Source organism: Pedobacter cryoconitis (genome assembly GCF_014207135.1).
Lineage (GTDB): Bacteria > Bacteroidota > Bacteroidia > Sphingobacteriales > Sphingobacteriaceae > Pedobacter > Pedobacter cryoconitis_D.
This window is the reverse complement of sequence record NZ_JACHCC010000011.1, coordinates 202,990-224,184: the sequence shown is the minus strand read 5'-3', so window position 1 is coordinate 224,184 and position 21,195 is coordinate 202,990. Positions and strand designations below refer to the sequence as shown.

Here is a 21,195-nt window from a genome sequence, read left to right as displayed (position 1 = left end):
ATGAAAAGGAATCTCTCAATATTTGGACTGATAACAGGACTGCTTTTATTCATCTCCAGCCAATCTTACGCACAATTAAATCCATTGGCGGCAATGTATTACCAGAATCAGTACCTGGGTAACCCGGCAATGGCCGGAATAGATACTGGACTGACTTTTAACCTGGCTTATCGTGCACAATGGAATAACATACCTGGCTCTACTGTCACCCAGTCGGGGACAGGTAGCTATGGAATTAATAACAGGGTAGGACTGGGTCTGAATGTCAGTAATGACAAGATAGGTCTGCAGCGCTGGACAAGAGTTGTCGGTACCTATGCCTACCACCTACAGTTAAATGATAGAAATGATCAGCTGCATTTTGGGGTCTCATTTGGTTTCTCGAATGAGAGGCTGAATGAAAACCTGGTGAACGGTGATCCCAATGATGTAGCGATTAGTCAGTATAACCAAAGGGCAACTTATCTGGACGGGGATTTTGGAGTGGCTTATACCGCAAACAGATTAACTTTACAGGCAGCATTGCCCAATCTGAAAAGTGTATTTCATAAAACCGATGTAAACAATGCGATTGACCAGGCTACTTTTTATACGGCAGCAAGTTACCGGCTGACACTGACACCAGGACAAGATGGTTTCGATGTAGAACCCAAAGTTGCTTTACGTGGCGTAAAAGGATATACAGATATCTTTGACGCCGGCGCTAATCTTGTCTTTGCCAATAAACAAGTCAATGTATTTGGTATGTACCATTCTACACAAAGTGCTAGTTTTGGTATGGGGCTACAGTTCCAGGCATTTAACCTGAGTGCCAGTTATACAACCGGAACTGCAGCACTGAGAGGTTATGTAGATGGAAACTTTGAACTCAGTTTAAGGTTCAGAGTGTTCTAGATAAAACCTTAGTTACCCCTGTACATTTACAGACCTGATGATACGATGATAACACAGGTAAGAAATTAATAAGATAGCAAACACCAGTATAGGTGCAAAAGACATCGGAACCATCCCATCTACAGACAGGTGGGCGATTAAAGCCGAGATATACTGAATGCCCAGGGCCACATAAGCCCATTCTTTAAGGCGTGAAGGTAATTTCGGTATAATCAGGATCAATCCGCCAATGAAAGCACCTATACTGGCTTCTATATGGAACCTTGTGGTAACCCCAGATGTCTGGTTCCTTCCAGTGCCATAGGGCTGTTCATGAAAAATATGCCTGGTAAAATAAACAGGGCCAGGAGCACAGTCGTGATCCAGTAAATAATTTTAATACTTTTAATTTTCATCTTTATTTTTTTTGAGGTTAATAATTGCTTATGTGACGGCACATGAAGGGGTTGTAATTGATTGAATTAAAATTAAGACGAAATTTGTTTTCTCAAAATAGGTATTGAAGACAAACTAAGGGGTGATTTGCGACAAGAATATTTAAAACAAAATAGTTACTGTAGTGTTCAGTATTCAAAGAGAATTAATAGATATCTTTGCCGCGTTCCATAATAAAAATATCCCCCGAATGAAAACAGGAAAAATCCTGGCTGCCGTACTTAAATTTTTATTGATCCTAACCATTATTTTTGGCTTGCACGGACGTACAATGGTCAGGTATGCGGATGTTTTTTCGCATCGGGGAGAATCTGTAGAACAAAGTATTTTAAGAACCCCGCTGGTCGGCGCTAAAATCATCCATTGCAGATTACTGTGTTTTACACAGGATTTTCAGTCTGATATTCTTCCTCCGGTAGCCTATAATATTGGGTTGATACCTCCCGCTCTGGTTGTGTTGTCCTATCGGGTATTGTATACCATTAAAAGTCCCAGCGGCCATCATAACCGGCTGCTTCCGCTCAGGGCCCCGCCTTATTGCTAAAATATATCTGATCCGCCGGAATTTTTTTTCCGTTTTATACTATTTTGTATCCATTTTAATTCATTAAGATGTTGATATGAAGTACCTTGTATGTATAAGCGCTTTTTCCCCCTAATAAAATTTCTGAATTACCTATGAACACTCCAAAAATCCATTTAGCCACTATGGCAATCCTTGTTATCCTGTCCTCGTGCGGAAACAAAAAAAACAAAGATAAAACCACCGATCAGGCTAAACCCTATCCTGTAATTACGCTTTCACCCAAAACGGCCAGTATTTATTCAGATTATCCTGCCACTATTCAGGGGATACAAAATATAGAAATACGTCCAAAAATTGATGGATATGTAGCTGACATTTATGTCGATGAGGGAGCTTCTGTGAAAAAAGGACAATTGCTGTTTACGATCAATGCACCCCAGTACGAACAGAATGTAAAAACAACAGAAGCCAATATCAAAATAGCTGTTGCAGATGTGAATGCAGCCAGGATGAATGTAGATAAAGTAAAACCACTCGTAGATGGAGATATTGTGAGTCCGTACCAGCTGGAATCTGCACAATATACCCTTGAATCAAGACAAGGGGCGCTGGCTCAGGCCAAAGCTGCCTTGAATAATGCCAAAACAAATTTGAGTTACACCAAAATTTATAGCCCTGTGGATGGGGTAATCGGTACACTGCCCTATAAAATTGGAAGTTTAGTGAGCAGTACCACTACAAACCCGCTGACTACCGTATCAAATATTGAAAAAATATATGCCTATTTTTCGATCAATGAAAGACAGGGGCTTGACTTTTTCCTGGCTGCCAAAGGAGTAACAATGCAGCAAAAGTTAACTACGCTGCCACCAGTATCGTTAGTGCTGGCTAACGGAAATGTACTTCCTACAACCGGAAAAGTAGAAACGGCAAGTGGTTTAATCAATGCCCAGACAGGGTCTATTAATATGAGGGCAACTTTCCCAAATCATAACGGACTGGTAAGAAGCGGAAGCAGTGCCGTAGTCAGGATCCCGCGGACTATAGACGCGGCCTTACTGGTGCCTCAGAAAGCAACCTACCAGATACAGGGTAAACTTTTTGTCTATATCCTGGATGCTTCCAATAAAGTAAAGTCAGTGGAAATTACAACAGCTGCCAGTTCCGGTGATTCTTTCGTGGTTCAGAAAGGCTTAAAAGCTGGTGACAAAATAGTAGCAGATGGTATCTCCAATCTAAGAGAAGGTCTCGAAATCAAACCTACAAAGGTAAATGCCGATAGCGTTTACAACAATCCTTAAGCTTGGTTATCCTACAAATTAATTAAAGAAGTATCAGCATATGTTAAAGCTATTTATTGAACGTCCGGTATTATCAACCGTGGTATCTATTATTATAGTTACCCTGGGTGTACTTGGCCTTTTATCCCTTCCAATCTCCCAGTATCCTGATATTGCCCCACCAACTGTACAAGTATCCGCCAATTACAGCGGAGCGAATGCAGATGTGGTATTGAAAAGTGTAATTGTTCCCCTTGAACAACAGATCAACGGGGTTGAAAATATGGATTATATTACTTCCACTGCCGGTAATGACGGGTCAGGGAATATTACCGTGAGTTTCAAGATCGGCAGTGACCCGAATATGGCAGCGGTGAATGTACAGAATGCGGTATCCCGTGCTACCCCTTTGCTACCTCAGGAAGTAACTAAAGCAGGGGTAACTGTGCAGAAAAAACAAACCAGTACCTTGTTGATTTTTTCTGTTTACAGTGATAATCCTGCCTACGATCAGACCTTTCTGCAGAACTATGTAGATATTAATATCATTCCTGAAGTCAAAAGGATTCAGGGGGTAGGGGATGCATCGGCTTCCGGGCAGATGGATTATTCGATGCGGATCTGGCTGAACCCACAAGCTATGGCTTCTTATGGACTGGTTCCTTCCGATATTACTGCAGCACTGGCTGATCAGAATATCCAGGCCGCTCCCGGTCAGTTTGGTGAACGTGGTGGACAGGCTTTCCAATATGTAATTAAATACCCGGGTACACTGGTTGACACGGCGCAGTTCGGTGATATTGTTATTCGTTCCAATGTGGGCAGCCGTTTGTTAAGGCTGAAAGATATTGCAAGGATACAATTAGGTGCATTAAGTTATTTCAACAGTACCCGGACCAATGGTCACCCTGCGGTGTCTATCAACGTTGCACAGGTGGCAGGCTCTAATGCCAGAGAGGTGATCCGTGAAACGTTGAAAGTAATGGAAAAATCTTCCAAAACCTTTCCTCCGGGAATACATTATGTCGTCTTGCAGAGTGTCGATGATTTCCTCACGGCCTCTATAGACAAGGTACTGCATACTTTGTTTGAGGCATTTATCCTGGTGTTTGTCGTGGTTTTCGTGTTCCTGCAGGATTTCAGGTCAACATTGATCCCTGCGATTTCAGTGCCCGTTGCTATTGTAGGTACCTTCTTCTTCTTACAGCTATTTGGTTTTACGATCAATCTGCTCACGCTCTTTGCACTCATCCTGGCTATTGGTATTGTTGTAGATGATGCGATTGTAGTCGTCGAGGCCGTTCACGCCAAGCTGGATAGCGGATATACCTCTGCCAGGCAGGCCAGTATCGACGCGCTCGGTGAGATTTCAAGTGCCATTATTTCCATTACCCTGGTCATGTCTGCTGTATTTATCCCGGTGAGTTTCATCGGTGGTTCATCCGGTGTCTTTTATAAACAGTTCGGGTTAACACTGGCCATCGCTATTATCCTTTCTGCGATCAATGCTTTGACATTGAGCCCTGCACTTTGTGCTTTGTTTCTGAAGAGCCATCATGAAAAAGGAAAACAGATGAGCTACCTGGAGAAATTCTATGCTGCTTTTAATGCTTCTTTCGAAAGGATGAGCAACAAGTATGCGAATGCCATCAGTTTCTTCAGTAAACAGAAATGGATACCTTTATCTATCCTTGGATTTTTTATGGTTGCATTGTTCTTCCTTGCGAAAAATACAGCGACTGGATTTGTACCGAATGAAGATCTGGGTGCAGTCAATTGTAATATCACACTTCCTCCCGATGCTTCACTGGAGAGAACAGATGTAGTGACCCGTAAAATAGAAAAACTGGCACATACTATCCCCGAAATCAATAATGTACTGGCAGTTACAGGCCGCGGACAGCTTTCCGGTAGTGGAAGTAATTATGCGACAGTAGTGATGCGGTTAATTCCCTGGGAGCAGCGTAAAAGAGATGTGCAGGCTATTATCGATGAGCTGATTAAAAAGTCAAATAACATCACAGAAGCAGAGGTTAAGTTTTTTGCACCACCAACCATCCAGGGATTTGGAGCCACGAACGGTTTCGCTTTTCAGTTACAGGATCGTACCGGAGGAGATATTGCTACATTTTATAAAACCAGTAAAGACTTTTTGTCTGCCCTTTCAGAGCGTCCGGAAATACAGTTCGCTACGACTTCCTTTAATCCCAACTTCCCACAGTACCTGATGAATATGAATGTGCCGAAGATTAAGGATGCGGGCCTGAATGTGTCAGATGTGACCAATGCTATGCAAGGTTATTACGGAGGGATTTATGCCTCGAACTTTAACCAGTTCGGACAGCAGTTCAGGGTAATGGTACAGTCTTCACCTGAATACAGGATGACCCCAGAAAGTCTGAATGGTGTTTTTGTCCGTACACCAGATGGGCAGATGGTTCCGGTAACTGAGTTTTTTACCCTGACCCAGGCTTACGGACCCCAGGCTATTACCAGGTTTAACTTATTCAATTCGATCAGTATTAACGGTACCCCTAATTCGACCTATAGTTCTGGTCAGGCGATTACGGCCATACAGGAAGTAGCAGCAAAAACACTTCCTGCAGGATATAGTTATGAATATTCAGGGATTACCAGAGAGGAGCTTGCCGGAAACAGCCAGACGATATTTATCTTCCTGTTGTGCCTTGTCTTTGTGTATTTACTGCTGAGCGCTCAGTATGAAAGTTATTTGCTGCCCTTATCCATTCTATTGACGATACCGGTAGGAACAGCCGGAGCTTTTATGTTCGCGCATTTATTCGGGATCAGTAATAATATCTATGTTCAGATTACGCTGGTCATGCTCATCGGGCTGCTAGCTAAAAACGCTATCCTGATTGTCGAGTTTGCTGTAGAAAGAAGACGTTCGGGTATGGATATCACAGAAGCTGCGGTGAAAGGGGCACAGGCAAGGCTTCGTCCGATCCTGATGACTTCATTTGCTTTTATACTTGGGCTGGTCCCCTTAATGCTGGCTACAGGCGCAGGAGCCAATGGTAACCGTTCTATTGGTGTCGGTGCTGTGGGCGGGATGCTTGTCGGAACAATTTTCGGTCTCTTTATTACACCAACTTTATTTATCCTTTTTCAGACACTGCAAGAGAAATTGAAAAGCAAACCCGATCACAAATTATAAATACGAACAGATGAACCGATATTTGAGAATTTATCCACCTCTTGCAGGGCTGATTATAATATTAATAGCCTCCTGTAAAGTAACTCATCCTTATCAGCGACCAGCTTTGGATATGGATGGTTTATACAGAGAAATTGTCACTAAAGATACCACGACCATTGCCGATTTGCACTGGAAAGAGATGTTTACCGATACACTGTTACAAAAGCTAATTGGCGAAGGGATCAGACATAACCTCGACCTGAAAGCTGCTTATTCCCGTATCAGACAATCAGAAGCTTATTTTGAGCAAACCAGGCTGGCCTTTTTTCCTACACTGGGTACTGATGCGAGTGTGACAACCAGCAGTTCTTCAAATCCTGGTATACTGGGGAAAACAGTGATCCCGTATCAGTATCAGGCTGAACTGACCACGAGTTGGGAAGCAGATTTATGGGGTAAACTCAGCAGCGCCAAAAGAGCCAACCTGGCTTCTTTATTACAGGCAGAAGCCAGTGCAAAAGCAGTACAGACTACATTAGTCAGTAATATTGCCACTAATTATTATCGCCTGCTGGCTTTAGATGAGCAACTGGTCATTACCCGCGAGAGTCTGAAAAACTGGCAGACTACTGTTGATATTATGAAAAAGCTGAAAACGGCCGATGTGGTAACAGGAGCGGCAGTTGTACAGAGTGAATCCAGTAAGTTTGCAGTGGCAGTTACTATCCCCGATCTGATGCAATCGATCAGAGAAACAGAAAATGGTTTAAACCTATTGCTGGGCAGGGCGCCTGCACCTATCGAAAGAAGTCAGTTTGCACAGATACATCCGCTTGCTTTGCTGCAGACAGGGGTCCCGGTCCAGTTATTAGCTAACCGGCCAGATGTACAGGCTGCAGAATATAACTTCAAGAATGCATTTGAATTAAGTAATGTAGCAAGGACTTATTTTTATCCTTCACTTACCATTTCTGCATCCGGAGGATATAACAGTTACAGCAGCTTCTTTGGCCCCGGATCCTGGATCAGTAGTTTAACTGCCGGACTTACCCAGCCTATCTTTAACCGCGGAGCGAATAAAACCAGATTGAAAGTTGCGATGGAGCAACAACAGCAGGCTGTACTGAGTTTTCAAAGTGCGGTATTGATTGCCGGCCAGGAGGTTTCCAATGCGATGTATTCTTACCAGAGGGCTTCAGAAAAAAGAATTACCAGGGCCAGTCAGCTCGAAAACCTGGAAAAATCAGTCAAGTATACACAGGCGCTGGTTAGATACGGCTCGGCAAATTATACAGAGGTGCTGACCGCACAGCAAAGTTATCTGGCTGCTCAGCTGAGTCAGGTCAATGACCAGTTACAGCAGTTGCAGGCAGTTGTCCTGTTATACCGCGCATTAGGCGGGGGATGGAAATAGGTTTAATATTTCCATCTCCGGTGTGACCATAACCAGTAGGTTGGGTCACCCTTGATCGTCTGTTGTAATTTACCGGCAAAAATTTTGGTGATTTCCTGATTACTGGTTTCCTTCGGGGATTCGGTAATCAGTGAAAAACCAATTTCCCAGCAGTTATCCGGTTTCCTTTTCAGTTCCAGATAAACTACAACTGCATTGGTGGCTTTCGCTAGTTTTTCAGCACCATTAAACATACTGGTAGACTGGTGCAGGAAGTCAAATTTGACTTGTTCAGTATCGCCGGGAAACTGATCCGCAAGGAAAATGGACAGTTGGGGCTGGTCCTTTTGTTTAAGCAAATATCTCAGGGCCTGGTTCGAGGCTAGCAGCCGCATCCCAAAACGGCCGCGGACATGATGTACCAGTTTATCCATCACCTGACTGGACAGTGGTTTGTAAATCGCATTCACTTTGAAAGGAAGCTGTGCCGGCAAAATGTTCAGGTATTCCCAGTTTCCATAATGGCCTAAAACAGCAATTATATTCCTGTTTTGCTGATGATAATGATGTAAAAGTTCAGGATTAACCAGCGTTACCTTTTTATCCATTGATTCCAGACTGACAGAGAACAGTTTGAGTGTCTCCATAATCATGCAGGCCAGGTGTTTATAGAATTCCTTGGCGATCTGCTGAATTTCTGCATAAGATTTAGCTGGCAATGACCGGGAAAGATTTTGCAGCACTACGTTATAACGATATCTGAAAATCCGGTAAGATATAAAATAGAGAAATTGTCCAAGGGTCACACTAATTAATGGTGATGGGAGCAGGCTGACCAGGTAGATCGGGAGATAAACCAGGTGATAAACCGGGTTGTAAATTTTATTCTTCACAAGATTCATGAACAACTTTTAATAAGTAAATAATGACCGCAATAGCAAGTATCAGGGCTATAGCAAGAAAACTGCTGAACAGAAAACAGAGGGTATGGTTTTGGCCTGTCATAGGATAGCTAAATTAGAGGAGTTATTTTTTTTTCAGAAAAACAATTGACCACCAGAGGTGAGCTGTTGACGAGTTGTGGGTTTAAGATGATGTCCATTTTTAGCGCATTTTATCTTTTGACAACCTTAAATGCATTTACCCTTATGGGATATTAAAATAAAGACCTAGTTTTATTTTTTTTTAAGCTCAGAACGATATGGAATTAGCGACACAAGCGGCAGCAGAAATCAGGCTGTTTATCAAAAATATTGAGGAATGGTTTCGTGGTGACAGCACCAGTGACCAGGCTACGGAAACACTTTTACTGGAAAAATTCCGTCAGGATTTTATCATGGTCACCCCAGGTGGAAAAGCCATGGATTACAAGGCGCTGGCAGCATGGTTGCCTGCCGTATATGGGATTAAACCCGATATCAGGATAGAACTCCATGAGATTGCCACACATTATATCAACGACAATTGCGTGCTGATGACTTACACCGAATCGCAGTACAGGGAAGAGGGGGATAATAAAAGAATTGCCAGTGCCTTATTTGTCAAAGGAGAAGACGGGCTGGCTTACTGGTCACATTTACAGGAAACCTGGTGTCCTTAACACCAGTACTAACCTGGATTTTTATATTGGTCAAAATAGGTATAGTCGGCCTGTAAAGATTTCCAGAAAGTGCGGTGCTGCGGAAAATTTAACAATTCTCTTTTCATATTTTCCTTTGTCATTTTAAAGGGATAAATATGAACAGGGATTTGTGTTTGTCCACTGTTCTGCGCTTCGACTGCCAGAATATAAACTTCCTTTATTTTGTCATTGGTCAGGGGAATACAGCCAACAGTAACCTGATCACCGTGGATGTAAATGTCCGAACCCGGATTATTTGTTCCACTTCTCTCCAGGTCCATAGCATTTGGATAATTAATTCCCAAGGATAAATAAAAACGGCTTTCCGGATTGAACCTGTCAATGAAATAAGAGCCTTCAGGAGTTTGCAGATCACCTTCTTTAGTTTTTGGCCCTAAAACGCCAGAATGTGCACTGAAATCGTAGGTCCTGAACAGACTGTAGGTGGAGTGGATTTTATCTTTGATCCAGATTTCTAATTTCCCTTCCTTTTTATAGGCATTGATGTACACCTGAAAATCATCCTTAAACCCACCCTGAGACAGTTTGTTGTGTAGCTCTGTCCATTTTTCGGCATAGGCATTTTTCACCCTTTCAAAGGTATTCTGCTGCTGTTTAAAGTTATTCTGTGCGGACAAAGACTGTGACATAATCAGTAAAAGGATGGTGTAAATGGCTGTTCTCATATAGGACTGAAAATTACTTTATTTCCTCAACATATGTAAATGTTTGGCAGATTAATTAGCCTGTACTTTGTCTGATAAATATATATAATATGAAACATCTGTTAGTTTTTTTAGCAATTATCCTTTTAGCCGGTTCTACATTTGCGGCAAAAGTAGATACAGTTGCCGTGCCTAGTGCACTGATGAAGAAAGAAGTCCGTTGTATTTTTATTACACCTGGTAAAACGAAAGATACTGCCAGGTTTCCGGTAGTTTATGTATTACATGGTTATAGTGGAAATGCAGTGAGAACCTTTAAACAGGATATTCCCGATTTGAGTGCACAGGCTGATGCCTATAAAATGATTTTTGTCCTTGCTGACGGAGGATTCGACAGCTGGTATTTTGACAGTCCGGTGAATGATCAGCTCCGCTACGAGAGTTTTATCAGTAAAGAACTGGTTAGTTATACCGATAAGCACTATCCTACACTGGCCAGAAGAGAAAAAAGAGCCATTTACGGCTGGAGTATGGGAGGACAGGGGGCACTCTTTACCGCTATCCGTCACAAAGAATTATTTGGGGCAGCAGGCAGTACTTGCGGAGCGGTTGATTTCAGACCGTTTGAAAATGCCTATGGAATTGAGAAAAGTCTGGGTGATTATCCAGGCCATCAGCAAAGCTGGGAAAAGCATACAGCCAGTGATGCGGTATCTTCATTACAAAACAAAGAATTAAAACTGATCATTGACTGTGGGTTGGATGATCCTTTACTGGAAATCAACAGGGCCTTACATCAAAAGCTGATCGGATTGAAGATAGAACACGATTATATCGAACGTCCGGGAGCACATAACACCGCTTACTGGTCGGCTGCTGCTGCTTTTCAATTCTTATTTATCCATAACTATTTCACGCAATCATGAATATCATTAAATCACTAATTGTGCTGACTACGGCAGGGGTTCTGAGTAACCGGTCTGTCGCACAGGAAATTTCTAATCCAAAAGGTCTGTATGACCCTCGTCCTCATGGCTATTCGCATATGGCGACAGTTCCGGCGAACAGCACTCTTGTGTTCGTTGCCGGACAAGCCGGAACTGACGAAAAAGGTGGATTAAGCAAAGATTTTGCAACACAAGCAGGTTTTACTTTAAAGAACCTGGCGATTGCACTTAAAAGTAAAGGGCTGACACTGGCCAATATTGTCAAACTGACTACATTAGTCGTAGATTATGATGCTGAAAAGCACAAAATCCTGATCGCTGAGTCAAAAAAGATCTGGCCTGATGAGAAATTCCCGGTCAATACACTGATACCGGTTTCGCGTTTAGCACTGGATGGGATGTTAATCGAGATCGATGCTATGGCAGTTCTAAAGGATCAGGCTCTTTAATCCTAGGGGAATTATAATTATAAAGCAACAAAAGAAGGATCAGGCAGGTTTCGTATGAAATAATCCGATATTTATCGAGGACAAAACAAGAGGATTGAAAATGGATTCATTTGTTAAAGCACTCAATCAATATGCGCCACTTTCTGCAGCCTGTATAGAAGAAGTCTTAAAGATTGTAAGGGTCAAAACTATAGCTAAGCATGATTACTGGCTCAGGCAGGGAAATATTCCTAAGTCAGTGGCTTTTGTGAAAAAAGGTTTATTCTCTTATTATTATATTACCATTGATGGGAATATTGTAATCAAGAGGTTCTTTGCCGAAAATTCTTTTGTTGCTTCTACCGCGGCCTTAATCAAAAAGGAACCCAGTTTATTTAATGTCTGTGCACTGGAGGATACAGAGATCATAGAATATGATGCCTTTTCTTTCTGGAAACTGATCGAGCGGTTTCCTGATCTGGCTATCTTTCATATCAAATACATAGAGAAGCATTGGATAATAGATAAGGAGGAGATGGAAATCACGCTCAAATATCAGCAGGCAAAAGAACGCTACCAGACTTTTTTAAAGGAATATCCCGGATTGACCTCACGTCTTAAACAACATCACATTGCTTCTTATCTTGGGGTAACGCCAACGCAGCTGAGCCGGATCCGAAAAGAATTATAGGGAAAAAACATTTAATCTTACCTTAGTTCTGTAATAGTATCAAAATAGCATCTTATGTCAAATATTAAACTGATTATCGAAGAAAGAGCGAGTGATATCGGAAATTTTATAGTGGGTAGATTGTTACCTTTCAGGGAAAAAAGAATGGTTGGCCCGTTTTCTTTTATTGATCATATGGGGCCTGTCCAGCTCAACGACCACGAAAACCTGGATGTTCCACCGCACCCGCATATTGGTCTTTCTACACTGACTTATCTTTTTGAAGGTAGTATTATGCATAAAGATAGTTTAGGGAATGAAGTGGAGATCAAACCCGGACAGGTAAACTGGATGACCGCCGGACGCGGCATTGTACATTCGGAACGGACTCCCGGATATTTGCGTCATTCGGAAAAGATGCTGCACGGACTCCAGATCTGGGTGTCGCTTCCAAAGGACAAAGAAGAAATGGCCCCTGAATTTGCACATATCGAGGAAAATGAGATGCCGGTCTGGGAACAGGATGGTGTTGCTTTCAAACTGATTGCAGGAGAGGCATTCGGAAGAAAATCTCCGGTACCGGTTTTTAGTCCCCTTTATTTTATTGAGTTAAAAAGCAAGGACCGCCAGAAGGTGAAAATCGGTGAACAGCTTTACGGAGAGAGTGCCTTATATATCCTGGAAGGAGCTATCGAAAACGATGGGAATATTTATGAACCCAAGCGGATCATGATTGCGAAAGACAGTCAGCTTTGCGAGTTTGAAATGCAGGAGAATACTACAGTTTATATATTTGGCGGGGAGCCATTTCCTGAAGAAAGGTTTATTTACTGGAATTTTGTAGCCTCCAGCAGAGAACGGATTGAGGAAGCTAAAAAACAATGGCTGGAACAATCCTTTCCTCCGGTTCCGGGCGAGACAGAGTTTGTGCCGCTTCCGGAGCAGCGAGCTAAGTAGTGAAACTAATTTAAATCATAATAACAGATCCTTTTGATGAATATAGAGCAGGTTAACGAGGAAAAAAACGGCTATTTTATAGATAAAGAAAATGATAAAGAAGCTGGTCGTATGACCTATGTATGGGCAGGTCCCGGTAAATTTATTATTGACCATACAGAAGTAGAACCTGAATTTTCGGGAAAAGGAGTGGGGAAACAGCTGGTGCTGGAAGCCGTTAAATTTGCAAGGGATAAACAAGTGAAGATACTTCCGCTTTGTCCTTTTGCAAAAAGCGTATTCGATAAAAACCAGGACTTACAGGACGTGTTATTTTAATCATGTCGGATCCATCTGACAAATGAAAAACAATAGATATAAACAGATGAAAACAGAATTTTATATTCAACTATTTAACCGTGACATTGCCAGACTGAATGCAGAGTTGGAAATGTATCCGGACGATGAGTCTTTATGGCTGGTACTGCCAGGAACAATGAATTCGGGAGGAAATCTGATCCAGCATCTGATTGGCAATCTGAAAACTTTTGTAGGTAATCCTTTCGGGCATATCAATTACGAAAGAAACAGGGATGCTGAATTTAATGCCCGGTTATTTACTAAAGACGAACTGGTGAAAGAGTTAAATCAGCTGGCTGCGATCATCACAGCTTCTTTGTCTGCTTTGACAGAGGCGAAATTAGCGGAAGAATATCCTGCCGAAATTAAGGTAGTTCAGGAAGAACAGACGATTGAATATGTACTGGTACATTTGTTTGCACATTTATCTTACCATACTGGTCAGTTGAATTACCACAGACGCTATGTGACCTCAAAATAATTTTAAAACCCGGTATAGCAGACACCCTGTGTTTTACTATACCGGGTAATTTCTAGAATTGATTTTGCTGATCCTGAGTGTTTTTAGGTTCAGATCCGATACTGTCCCTTGTGTTTTTCTGTACTGCGATAGAGGCAAAAAGAGAAAGTAAGAATGACATCGCATAAAATCCTTTTTCACTTAAATCTAGTGTAGCATTCCATAAACCTACGGTTAACAGGAAAATTGATAAAATTGTACAGAACCAGGCTATACCGTAATAGATATTGGTTACAGGGATTCCTTCGAGGCGGTCACGTACACATTTCTGTACTGAAATTGCAGAAAATGTACCGAAAATAAGGATGGTAAAATAGTACCCTTTCTCATTCAGCAGCATTTTAGCATTGAAAAGACCGATATTATAAGCAGCAAATCCTGCCATTAAAGCTACCCAGGAAGCTCCGACAAATGCACTTGATGGTTTTTGATTCATAATTCGTTAACTAGATAATTGTTTGGTTGATATATTCTAAATGGTTTTATTATTCAAACATAATGAAATGTACTTAATAATAATTAAGTGTGCGTTTATTATTTAAATGAGCTGAAAATATAGTCGGGTGTCGTGCGGAGATTCATTAAACGTTTCTCAATAAAAATGTTAATTTTGGTACAGGCATAAAATAGGTACGTATATGAAAATTTTATTAGGTTTAGGAGTTGTGATTCTTCTTGCGGCAGTTGTTTATCTGGTAGGTCCTAAACCTGAAACCCCAGTCTATGTTACAGCTCTCCCTGTTTTGCCGGACAATCTGGTGCAACTGGAAACATTTATCCATGACAGAGAAGCGAAACTTCCGGTTAAAACTGATAATGAGGCCAGGATCGTCTGGGCTGACAGTACACATAAAGAGCAGACAGAATATGCAGTTGTTTACCTTCATGGGTTTACAGCAAGTCAGGGCGAAGGTGAACCGACGCACCGTAATTTTGCCAAAACCTTTGGCTGTAATCTTTACCTGGCCCGTCTGGCTGGTCACGGCCTGAAAGGGAAGGATGCCATGCTCGAATTTACACCTGAAAATCTATGGACCTCTACACTTGAAGCCTATGCTATTGGTAAAAAATTAGGAAAAAAAGTGATCCTGATGGGAACCTCTACCGGTGGAGCACTCGCGATAAAACTGGCGGCAAACTTTCCGGAAATTAAAGGGATTATACTTTATTCACCAAATATTGAAATTAACAACAGCTCTGCCTGGCTGACGAATAAGCCCTGGGGGCTTCAGCTGGTTAGAAAAGTAATGGGTGGAATGTACTCCAAGAAGAGTAATGATACTGATCCTAAAGTATTGCAGTACTGGTACAATCAGTACCGCCTGGAAGCAGTACCACAATTACAGGAATTCATGGAGACCTCCAATACTAAAGAAACTTATGCAAAAGTAAAACAGCCTGTATTAATGTTATATTATTATAAGGATGCTACACACCAGGACGCTACCGTAAAGGTAGATGCGATGCTTAAAATGTTTGATGAGCTGGGTACTTCAGATGCATTTAAGCGAAAAGTAGCTATTCCAAATGCCGGAAATCACGTCATCGCCTCACCATTATTGTCTAAGGATGTGCCTGCTGTAGAAAGGGAAACACTGAGCTTTGCAACGAGTATATTAGGAATGACTCCTGTCAAAAAATCATAGGGTGGTAACATAGGGCATAGTGTTAAAATAACAAACTACTAAATTGTATATTTTATCCTGCTAACTCCGCGTTGATGTAAGTTAAACGGTTGTTGGTGTAGTAAATTTCTTAATCCTGTTTATTATGTAAATATTTATCAGAAATTAGTATTTAACTAAAAGTATGAGAATTTTACTGACCTTGTGTTGTTTGGGGATCTTTATGAGTCTCGGATGTAAACAAACAAATGATCCGTTTGAATTTGACAGAATAGTCAATACGGCTTATTCCAGTTTGTCCAATATTAGCTTACTTGATTCTGCAAGTAAGGAAGCGAAAAAGAAGGAAGAGCTGAAGTTGCGTAATCTTAAAAAAGAGTGCAAAAAACTTGACTCCTGTCATTCTATAAATTTTTCCGGAAAGGTCATGTAGGCCATCCTTGTTATCCCCGGCTATTTTCTTAAATAACTTGTTAAAAAGGGTCTGCCAGACTTAAATGGGCATCATTCGGCTGAACTAATCAGCTACTGGCCGGATTGTCTTCGGGTACTGGTCGGGTCGTGGTGCAGTCATAGTCGTGACTGATCCAGTGGCTGAATAGTCTTGGTCTATTGCAAGTCCATGTATTTCGACTAAAAACATGGACTTGCAATAGACCAAGACTATGTCAGGTAAGGACGAATTATAACGCTAACTACAAGTTGATACGAACTCTGTAGCTCTCCTCAGTTTTGTACTGGTTTTCTTTATGAAACGAGAGAAGTAATTTATAACTTTGCTTTATATGAAACCATCATGATTTTTCAAATCGCACAACGAAATGGAAACAAAATCATGATAGCTTCATCACCGATAAAAACAATATATATTGATGAAAAAGGTATCCCTGATCTTTGGTCCAGGCCTGAAAGCCGGAATAATTTTATTAACTGGTTTATCACTGGCTTCCTGTGGTCATCATGAGTCCTCGGGTAAAGTTAAGCTGGCTCTACCTGATTCGGCTGCTGCCAAAACTGTAGCAAAGAACAGGAAAGATTCGGCACAGTTTTTTGTCGATCTGTCAGGGGCTACTGAAAAAATAAAGAGTGATTCTCTGCTCACTTCAGCTTTGCCAAGTGGTGTTGCTTATCAGGGAAAACCTGTTAAAATCAGGACCTGGAAAGATAAACTGGGTGAAAACCTGCTTTTATTGACCGAAACAGGGGAGTATGCTTCGAAGGATTCTGTGGAGTATCCTGATAACAGGGATGCAGCCTTACATGCTTATCATTATCTGAAACGCGGGGATGTTTATGAGCTGGTGACAAAGGTGAATGATTTCATAACCTCTTGTCCGGTTGATATCTCAACTAATTTTATTCCGGGGGCTTTATTTATCACCGACCTGGATGGTAATGGGATTGCCGAATGCAGTTTCGCTTATCGTCTGACCTGCACAGGAGGGGTTGATAATAAAGAAATGAAACTGATCTTACTGGAAAATAAGAAGAAATATGCAATAAGGGGTACGACAACAGTTTATGCTGGTGAAAAGATCCCTGGAAAGATGAAGGCTGATCAAGGGATACCTCAGCATTTCAGCCGTTTTATGACTGAAATGTGGGGCGCTTTTGAAACTGAACACAATTAATGCTTTACTTAAAAATCTTTTGATATTTTGTTATATATATTGATATCAAAGGAAGTTGCCAAATCATTATCAAGGTATTTAGCAGTTTTTTTTGGTTGATTATTGGTGAGGAATTTTCTTTGATAACGGTCACAGATCTCTTCGTCTAAAGTAATTTCCCTTGCGGTTCTGGTAGAATCAGCTCTGGTGCTTTTAAAGGTGATCTCAGAAACGATAACTCTGTATTTGCGATCTTTAACCTGGATCAGTACATTGGCATAAATCGGGTAGTCTATAACATCCTGACTAAAAGTGAAATACCTGCCTTCAAATTTGCTGTAGTTAACCAGGAAATTAGTAATCCTTCCGCTAAACTGATAAGTTGACTGGTTCTCTGTATTTTTCAATTCAAAGTTTTTAATAGTAGGCAGGAATAACTTGATTTTTGCCGCTAATTCTTCCTTATCTAAATCTGAGGTATATATTTTCTGAAAGCTGACAGTAAAATCTTTTAATATCAATGAGGTGCCTGGAACACTGTCCTGAACCCCATTAGCGAATCTGGTTTCCTGTTTATCAGCCTGCGCAAATGAAATGAGGGGAGTGAAAAATAATAGAAATAACAAATGTTTCATCAGAGTATAATTTTATAATCAAACATAAACATTAAGTTTTCATTTCTGACGAGGATTAAGGTTAAATAATTGTTAGGCCTGCGAACCGTTGTTGAGGTGACTACAAACAAAAAAGGTGCTTCGACTGAAACACCTTTTTTGTTTTATACCTCTGTATAGGGGTCAAGATTATCTTTATACTTGCGTTCCATATCTTCTTTAAAACGTTTCGCTTTATCTACCCATTCCGGGGCTTTGTCCTGCAGGTCATCAACGATAGATTTACCATTGACATCTTTCTTGGTTATATATTTAATTGCACCGTAAACTGCGGCCCCAATTAACGCTGTTTTTAATAATCCCATTTCTTTTTTCTTTATTAATATATCTATGTAACAGTGTATTGCCAGAAATGTTTAAGAAAATTAGATATTCTTTAGCTCTTTTAAACCGAAAAGATTTTCAGCAGGAATGATTACCATTTATGGAATATGATCATTACGGGCATCTCCATAAAAACTTATTTATGAAACTTCGATTGATTTCTCCTCTTTTAATATTGCTGATATTGTACGCTATTGCCGGATATGGTCAGACACCTCAACTTAAAGTTTTAGGTGCAAAGACCGAGGCAGATCAGAAAGCCGTCAGTTTAAAATCATTGCATATTGATGTGCAGGTTTATGGCAATATTGCCACTACAGTAATGACTATGTCCTTTGTAAATCATAGTTCAAGGATATTGGAGGGGGAGCTAACTTTCCCTATGCCGGACGGTGTGAGTATAAGCCGTTATGCGCTGGATATAAATGGTAAAATGAGAACTGCTGTTCCGGTAGAAAAAGCAAGGGCAACCGAAGTTTTTGAAAGTGTGGAACACCGGGTTATTGATCCTGGTTTACTGGAAAAAGTAGAAGGGAATAATTTCCGTACGCGGATTTATCCATTTCCTGCACATGGAGTCAGGACAGTGATGATCAGTTATGAAGAGGAACTTCGTTTCTCAGAAAAGCAGCAACTTAGTTACCGCCTGCCACTGGATTATAAACAGGCCATCCCAGAATTTTCACTAAAAGCGAGCGTACTGGAAAGTAACCAGCAGCCTTTACTGGCCGAGCAACCAGATGGAAGTTTTAATTTTAAAAATAAGGGTACGACCTATACTGCCGAAATGCAGCGTAAAGATTTTTTACCGGCTCACGGGCTCTTGATTAACCTTCCGGAAGCCGGAACACAAACGACAGCGCTGATGCAAAAGGCAGGGCAAAGTTTTTACTTCCTGGCCAATGTCTTTTTAAAGGTACCATCAAGGACACATCATTGGAGCAATCATATCGGGCTGATCTGGGATGTATCCTTAAGTGGCCTGCAAAGAGATACTGCAAAAGAACTGGCACTGCTGGACGGGCTGATCAGGGAGAAAAAGGATTTGACAATTGAACTGGGTTTATTGAATAATAAGTTCAGCAAGGCTGGAGTCTTTGAAATCAGAAATGGGGACTGGAAAATACTTAGAGAAAAATTGTCGGGGCTGGTATATGATGGGGGTACTGATTATAGTAAGATCAGTTCCGGTTTATTGAAAGCTGATGAATACCTTTTCTTTACTGATGGGTTCTCTGGTTTTGGTAATTCTTCTGTCGCATTAACCAAACCCGTTTATACTATTAACTCTGCTTTACGCGCTGATTTTAATAAACTTAAAGAGGTAAGTGCAAAAACCGGAGGAGGGTTTATTAATCTGAATGTTCTTTCTGCTGAACAGGCATTACATCAGTTGTCCAGGGAAGACCTGCAATTTATTGGGATCAAAAATAATCCGCAGATCAAAGAACTTTATCCTGCTTTACCAGTACGGGTAAACGGCTATCTTTCAATTGCAGGACTGGCTTCTTCGGGAAGTGAAGAGCTGATCTTACAATTTGGTTACGGAAGAGAAGTAACCATAGAGCGGAAAGTCCGGCTAAATGCCGAAGAACAACATGCAGGGATAATTGATGTCAGCAGGATCTGGGCACAAAAGAAGCTGGCTGATATGGATGTAAATTATGAACAGCATAAAGAAGAAATCAGCGAACTGGGTAAACAATTTGGCTTGGTCACCCGAAATACGAGCTTACTGGTCCTGGAATCGGTGGATGATTATATCCGTTATGGAATTGAGCCGCCACAGGAACTGAGAGTGGCATATGATCAGGCCATGAAACATCAGTTCCAGATTAAAGAAAATCGTAAAAATGGTTTAATGAAAGAGGCTATAGCCATGGCAGCAGAACTGAAGACCTGGTGGAATACTGTTTTTAAACCTGCAAAATATTTTCCAAAACCTGATGTGGCGGCAGATCTGGAACGCCGGGCTGTTACTACAGCAGCGTCCAGCGATGTCGTTAGGACAACATATGCTGCCGCTACGGTAAGAGCGAACCCAGGATCTGGTGAGGTACTATTTGAAACGGCTATCGCTCCGAATGCTTTAATGGGTAAGGTTGCAGGAGCCACTGTCAACAACGGGTACGTGGAACAAAAAAAGGTTACCATTGCTACCCGTACAGAAATCATTGTTCCGGAATTTAAAAGCGATAAAGAATACATGAAAAAGCTCAAAGGCAGTGTAGAAGAGGCTTATCAGCAATATCTGGCGGTAAGAAAAGAATATCTGACTACACCTTCTTTTTATCTGGATGTTTCGAATTGGTTCTGGCAGCATCAGGATAGCGGCAGAGCATTGATGATCTTAAGTAACCTGACTGAGCTGGATCTGGAAAATGCCGAGATCTATAAGACATTGACTTATAAACTGAGAGAAACCGGAAATACCGAAGCTGAATTGTTTACGAGCAGAAAAGTACTGGAATGGCGTCCGATGGATGCGCAGAGTTACCGGGATTATGCATTGGCACTGGCCGATTGCGGTTATTATCAGCGTGCTTTAGATACTTTGTATACGGTGCTGAATAAAAGTTATAGTATGGAAAATGCATCGAGAGACAGCGGTATTGAAGAAGTTGTACTGACAGAAATGAATAACCTGATTAATCTCCATGGTATAAAATTGAATACTTCTAAAATTGCTCAGCAGGTGAAATTTAACTTTCCGGTAGATGTAAGAGTGGTAATGAACTGGAATAAAAAGGACACGGATATCGATCTGTGGGTAACTGATCCTAACGGAGAAAAATGTTTTTACAGTCATAAACGGACTCTTGCTGGTGGAAGGATCAGTAATGATATTACACAAGGTTATGGTCCGGAGCAGTTTATGCTTAAAAAAGCAATTAAGGGGCGGTACAAAATTGAAGTCAATTATTATGGGGACAGGCAGTTAAGTATCAGCGGCCCGACAACAGTAATGGCCGAAATCTATACGCATTATGGAGGCAGGAACCAGGAGCGGAAAGTGATTGCCCTGCAGCTTTCCGGAGAACAGAACAACGGCGTGTTTATCGGGGAATTTACTTTTTAAGTTTACTGAAAAAGGCCTTGTAAATTATAACTTACAAGGCCTTTGTTG

General features: G+C 41.3%; 23 protein-coding genes. 16 read left to right on the top strand and 7 right to left on the bottom strand.

Annotation, left to right across the window (positions count from 1 at the left end):
* Nucleotides 1-894 carry a PorP/SprF family type IX secretion system membrane protein gene (locus HDF25_RS20495; RefSeq protein WP_184628247.1) on the top strand — a complete coding sequence of 298 codons (894 nt, stop codon included), beginning with the start codon at nucleotides 1-3 and terminating at the stop codon, nucleotides 892-894.
* 12 nt (nucleotides 895-906) lie between these two features.
* On the opposite strand, the gene HDF25_RS25900 is transcribed toward HDF25_RS20495, so the two are convergent.
* Both HDF25_RS25900 and HDF25_RS25895 read right to left on the bottom strand, forming a co-directional pair.
* Nucleotides 907-1,116 (bottom strand): hypothetical protein, encoded by a 210-nt coding sequence (locus tag HDF25_RS25900; RefSeq protein ID WP_411267936.1) that lies wholly within the window; start codon nucleotides 1,114-1,116, stop codon nucleotides 907-909.
* Between the two features lie 29 nt (nucleotides 1,117-1,145).
* The gene (locus HDF25_RS25895) at nucleotides 1,146-1,289 is read right to left on the bottom strand and encodes a hypothetical protein (RefSeq protein ID WP_260409420.1); all 144 of its coding nucleotides are present in this window, start codon (nucleotides 1,287-1,289) and stop codon (nucleotides 1,146-1,148) included.
* A 230-nt stretch (nucleotides 1,290-1,519) separates the two neighbouring features.
* Between HDF25_RS25895 and HDF25_RS20485 the strand changes: the two genes are divergently transcribed.
* From HDF25_RS20485 to HDF25_RS20470, 4 genes are all read left to right on the top strand, one after another.
* On the top strand, nucleotides 1,520-1,873 hold the full coding sequence (locus HDF25_RS20485; RefSeq protein WP_184628245.1) for a hypothetical protein: 354 nt from the start codon (nucleotides 1,520-1,522) through the stop codon (nucleotides 1,871-1,873).
* Between the two features lie 134 nt (nucleotides 1,874-2,007).
* Nucleotides 2,008-3,156, top strand: coding sequence for an efflux RND transporter periplasmic adaptor subunit (locus HDF25_RS20480; RefSeq protein WP_260409419.1), 1,149 nt, complete (start codon nucleotides 2,008-2,010; stop codon nucleotides 3,154-3,156).
* Between the two features lie 40 nt (nucleotides 3,157-3,196).
* Nucleotides 3,197-6,313 carry an efflux RND transporter permease subunit gene (locus HDF25_RS20475; RefSeq protein WP_184628243.1) on the top strand — a complete coding sequence of 1,039 codons (3,117 nt, stop codon included), beginning with the start codon at nucleotides 3,197-3,199 and terminating at the stop codon, nucleotides 6,311-6,313.
* Between the two features lie 10 nt (nucleotides 6,314-6,323).
* Nucleotides 6,324-7,709: a TolC family protein gene (locus tag HDF25_RS20470; RefSeq protein WP_184628241.1), complete on the top strand. Its 1,386-nt coding sequence runs from the start codon at nucleotides 6,324-6,326 to the stop codon at nucleotides 7,707-7,709.
* Between the two features lie 2 nt (nucleotides 7,710-7,711).
* On the opposite strand, the gene HDF25_RS20465 is transcribed toward HDF25_RS20470, so the two are convergent.
* A complete protein-coding gene (locus HDF25_RS20465; protein ID WP_184628239.1) occupies nucleotides 7,712-8,590 on the bottom strand; it encodes a lysophospholipid acyltransferase family protein in 879 nt (292 codons plus the stop codon).
* A gap of 299 nt (nucleotides 8,591-8,889) precedes the next feature.
* On the opposite strand from HDF25_RS20465, the gene HDF25_RS20460 reads away from it, so the two are divergent.
* Nucleotides 8,890-9,288, top strand: coding sequence for a DUF4440 domain-containing protein (locus HDF25_RS20460; protein ID WP_184628237.1), 399 nt, complete (start codon nucleotides 8,890-8,892; stop codon nucleotides 9,286-9,288).
* An 8-nt stretch (nucleotides 9,289-9,296) separates the two neighbouring features.
* On the opposite strand, the gene HDF25_RS20455 is transcribed toward HDF25_RS20460, so the two are convergent.
* Nucleotides 9,297-9,995 carry a murein L,D-transpeptidase family protein gene (locus tag HDF25_RS20455; RefSeq protein WP_184628235.1) on the bottom strand — a complete coding sequence of 233 codons (699 nt, stop codon included), beginning with the start codon at nucleotides 9,993-9,995 and terminating at the stop codon, nucleotides 9,297-9,299.
* An 89-nt stretch (nucleotides 9,996-10,084) separates the two neighbouring features.
* Here HDF25_RS20455 and HDF25_RS20450 point away from each other — a divergent pair, with 89 nt between their 5' ends.
* The 6 genes from HDF25_RS20450 to HDF25_RS20425 all read left to right on the top strand — a co-directional run bounded on the left by HDF25_RS20450 (nucleotide 10,085) and on the right by HDF25_RS20425 (nucleotide 13,796).
* Nucleotides 10,085-10,900: an alpha/beta hydrolase gene (locus HDF25_RS20450; RefSeq protein WP_184628233.1), complete on the top strand. Its 816-nt coding sequence runs from the start codon at nucleotides 10,085-10,087 to the stop codon at nucleotides 10,898-10,900.
* Nucleotides 10,897-11,370, top strand: a complete 474-nt coding sequence (locus HDF25_RS20445) for a RidA family protein (RefSeq protein ID WP_184628231.1) — start codon at nucleotides 10,897-10,899, stop codon at nucleotides 11,368-11,370. Before HDF25_RS20450 ends, HDF25_RS20445 begins: the two co-directional genes overlap by 4 nt.
* Nucleotides 11,371-11,470: 100 nt before the next feature.
* Nucleotides 11,471-12,040, top strand: a complete 570-nt coding sequence (locus HDF25_RS20440; protein ID WP_184628229.1) for a Crp/Fnr family transcriptional regulator — start codon at nucleotides 11,471-11,473, stop codon at nucleotides 12,038-12,040.
* Nucleotides 12,041-12,094: 54 nt separating this feature from the next.
* The gene (locus HDF25_RS20435; RefSeq protein WP_184628227.1) at nucleotides 12,095-12,976 is read left to right on the top strand and encodes a pirin family protein; all 882 of its coding nucleotides are present in this window, start codon (nucleotides 12,095-12,097) and stop codon (nucleotides 12,974-12,976) included.
* 36 nt (nucleotides 12,977-13,012) lie between these two features.
* Nucleotides 13,013-13,294: a GNAT family N-acetyltransferase gene (locus HDF25_RS20430; RefSeq protein WP_184628225.1), complete on the top strand. Its 282-nt coding sequence runs from the start codon at nucleotides 13,013-13,015 to the stop codon at nucleotides 13,292-13,294.
* 46 nt (nucleotides 13,295-13,340) lie between these two features.
* On the top strand, nucleotides 13,341-13,796 hold the full coding sequence (locus HDF25_RS20425) for a DinB family protein (protein ID WP_184628223.1): 456 nt from the start codon (nucleotides 13,341-13,343) through the stop codon (nucleotides 13,794-13,796).
* A gap of 52 nt (nucleotides 13,797-13,848) precedes the next feature.
* On the opposite strand, the gene yiaA is transcribed toward HDF25_RS20425, so the two are convergent.
* Nucleotides 13,849-14,271, bottom strand: coding sequence for an inner membrane protein YiaA (gene yiaA / locus HDF25_RS20420; RefSeq protein WP_184628221.1), 423 nt, complete (start codon nucleotides 14,269-14,271; stop codon nucleotides 13,849-13,851).
* A 202-nt stretch (nucleotides 14,272-14,473) separates the two neighbouring features.
* Between yiaA and HDF25_RS20415 the strand changes: the two genes are divergently transcribed.
* From HDF25_RS20415 to HDF25_RS20405, 3 genes are all read left to right on the top strand, one after another.
* Nucleotides 14,474-15,481, top strand: coding sequence for an alpha/beta hydrolase (locus HDF25_RS20415; RefSeq protein WP_184628219.1), 1,008 nt, complete (start codon nucleotides 14,474-14,476; stop codon nucleotides 15,479-15,481).
* A 163-nt stretch (nucleotides 15,482-15,644) separates the two neighbouring features.
* Nucleotides 15,645-15,893 (top strand): hypothetical protein, encoded by a 249-nt coding sequence (locus tag HDF25_RS20410; protein ID WP_184628217.1) that lies wholly within the window; start codon nucleotides 15,645-15,647, stop codon nucleotides 15,891-15,893.
* Between the two features lie 439 nt (nucleotides 15,894-16,332).
* Nucleotides 16,333-17,091, top strand: a complete 759-nt coding sequence (locus tag HDF25_RS20405) for a M949_RS01915 family surface polysaccharide biosynthesis protein (RefSeq protein WP_184628215.1) — start codon at nucleotides 16,333-16,335, stop codon at nucleotides 17,089-17,091.
* Nucleotides 17,092-17,099: 8 nt separating this feature from the next.
* Here HDF25_RS20405 and HDF25_RS20400 read toward each other — a convergent pair whose 3' ends face one another.
* Nucleotides 17,100-17,705 carry a hypothetical protein gene (locus HDF25_RS20400; protein ID WP_184628213.1) on the bottom strand — a complete coding sequence of 202 codons (606 nt, stop codon included), beginning with the start codon at nucleotides 17,703-17,705 and terminating at the stop codon, nucleotides 17,100-17,102.
* A gap of 143 nt (nucleotides 17,706-17,848) precedes the next feature.
* Complete coding sequence (locus HDF25_RS20395) at nucleotides 17,849-18,049, bottom strand: YtxH domain-containing protein (RefSeq protein ID WP_184628211.1); 201 nt, start codon at nucleotides 18,047-18,049, stop codon at nucleotides 17,849-17,851.
* A 161-nt stretch (nucleotides 18,050-18,210) separates the two neighbouring features.
* Here HDF25_RS20395 and HDF25_RS20390 point away from each other — a divergent pair, with 161 nt between their 5' ends.
* Nucleotides 18,211-21,147, top strand: a complete 2,937-nt coding sequence (locus HDF25_RS20390) for a VIT domain-containing protein (RefSeq protein WP_184628209.1) — start codon at nucleotides 18,211-18,213, stop codon at nucleotides 21,145-21,147.
* Nucleotides 21,148-21,195 lie beyond the last annotated feature (48 nt).

Coding starts and splice junctions, on each gene's coding strand:
- HDF25_RS20495 (WP_184628247.1), top strand. CDS start 1: ATGAAAAGGAATCTCTCAATATTTGGACTGATAACAGGACTGCTTTTA.
- HDF25_RS25895 (WP_260409420.1), bottom strand. CDS start 1,289: ATGAAAATTAAAAGTATTAAAATTATTTACTGGATCACGACTGTGCTC.
- HDF25_RS20485 (WP_184628245.1), top strand. CDS start 1,520: ATGAAAACAGGAAAAATCCTGGCTGCCGTACTTAAATTTTTATTGATC.
- HDF25_RS20480 (WP_260409419.1), top strand. CDS start 2,008: ATGAACACTCCAAAAATCCATTTAGCCACTATGGCAATCCTTGTTATC.
- HDF25_RS20475 (WP_184628243.1), top strand. CDS start 3,197: ATGTTAAAGCTATTTATTGAACGTCCGGTATTATCAACCGTGGTATCT.
- HDF25_RS20470 (WP_184628241.1), top strand. CDS start 6,324: ATGAACCGATATTTGAGAATTTATCCACCTCTTGCAGGGCTGATTATA.
- HDF25_RS20465 (WP_184628239.1), bottom strand. CDS start 8,590: ATGAATCTTGTGAAGAATAAAATTTACAACCCGGTTTATCACCTGGTT.
- HDF25_RS20460 (WP_184628237.1), top strand. CDS start 8,890: ATGGAATTAGCGACACAAGCGGCAGCAGAAATCAGGCTGTTTATCAAA.
- HDF25_RS20455 (WP_184628235.1), bottom strand. CDS start 9,995: ATGAGAACAGCCATTTACACCATCCTTTTACTGATTATGTCACAGTCT.
- HDF25_RS20450 (WP_184628233.1), top strand. CDS start 10,085: ATGAAACATCTGTTAGTTTTTTTAGCAATTATCCTTTTAGCCGGTTCT.
- HDF25_RS20445 (WP_184628231.1), top strand. CDS start 10,897: ATGAATATCATTAAATCACTAATTGTGCTGACTACGGCAGGGGTTCTG.
- HDF25_RS20440 (WP_184628229.1), top strand. CDS start 11,471: ATGGATTCATTTGTTAAAGCACTCAATCAATATGCGCCACTTTCTGCA.
- HDF25_RS20435 (WP_184628227.1), top strand. CDS start 12,095: ATGTCAAATATTAAACTGATTATCGAAGAAAGAGCGAGTGATATCGGA.
- HDF25_RS20430 (WP_184628225.1), top strand. CDS start 13,013: ATGAATATAGAGCAGGTTAACGAGGAAAAAAACGGCTATTTTATAGAT.
- HDF25_RS20425 (WP_184628223.1), top strand. CDS start 13,341: ATGAAAACAGAATTTTATATTCAACTATTTAACCGTGACATTGCCAGA.
- yiaA (WP_184628221.1), bottom strand. CDS start 14,271: ATGAATCAAAAACCATCAAGTGCATTTGTCGGAGCTTCCTGGGTAGCT.
- HDF25_RS20415 (WP_184628219.1), top strand. CDS start 14,474: ATGAAAATTTTATTAGGTTTAGGAGTTGTGATTCTTCTTGCGGCAGTT.
- HDF25_RS20410 (WP_184628217.1), top strand. CDS start 15,645: ATGAGAATTTTACTGACCTTGTGTTGTTTGGGGATCTTTATGAGTCTC.
- HDF25_RS20405 (WP_184628215.1), top strand. CDS start 16,333: ATGAAAAAGGTATCCCTGATCTTTGGTCCAGGCCTGAAAGCCGGAATA.
- HDF25_RS20400 (WP_184628213.1), bottom strand. CDS start 17,705: ATGAAACATTTGTTATTTCTATTATTTTTCACTCCCCTCATTTCATTT.
- HDF25_RS20395 (WP_184628211.1), bottom strand. CDS start 18,049: ATGGGATTATTAAAAACAGCGTTAATTGGGGCCGCAGTTTACGGTGCA.
- HDF25_RS20390 (WP_184628209.1), top strand. CDS start 18,211: ATGAAACTTCGATTGATTTCTCCTCTTTTAATATTGCTGATATTGTAC.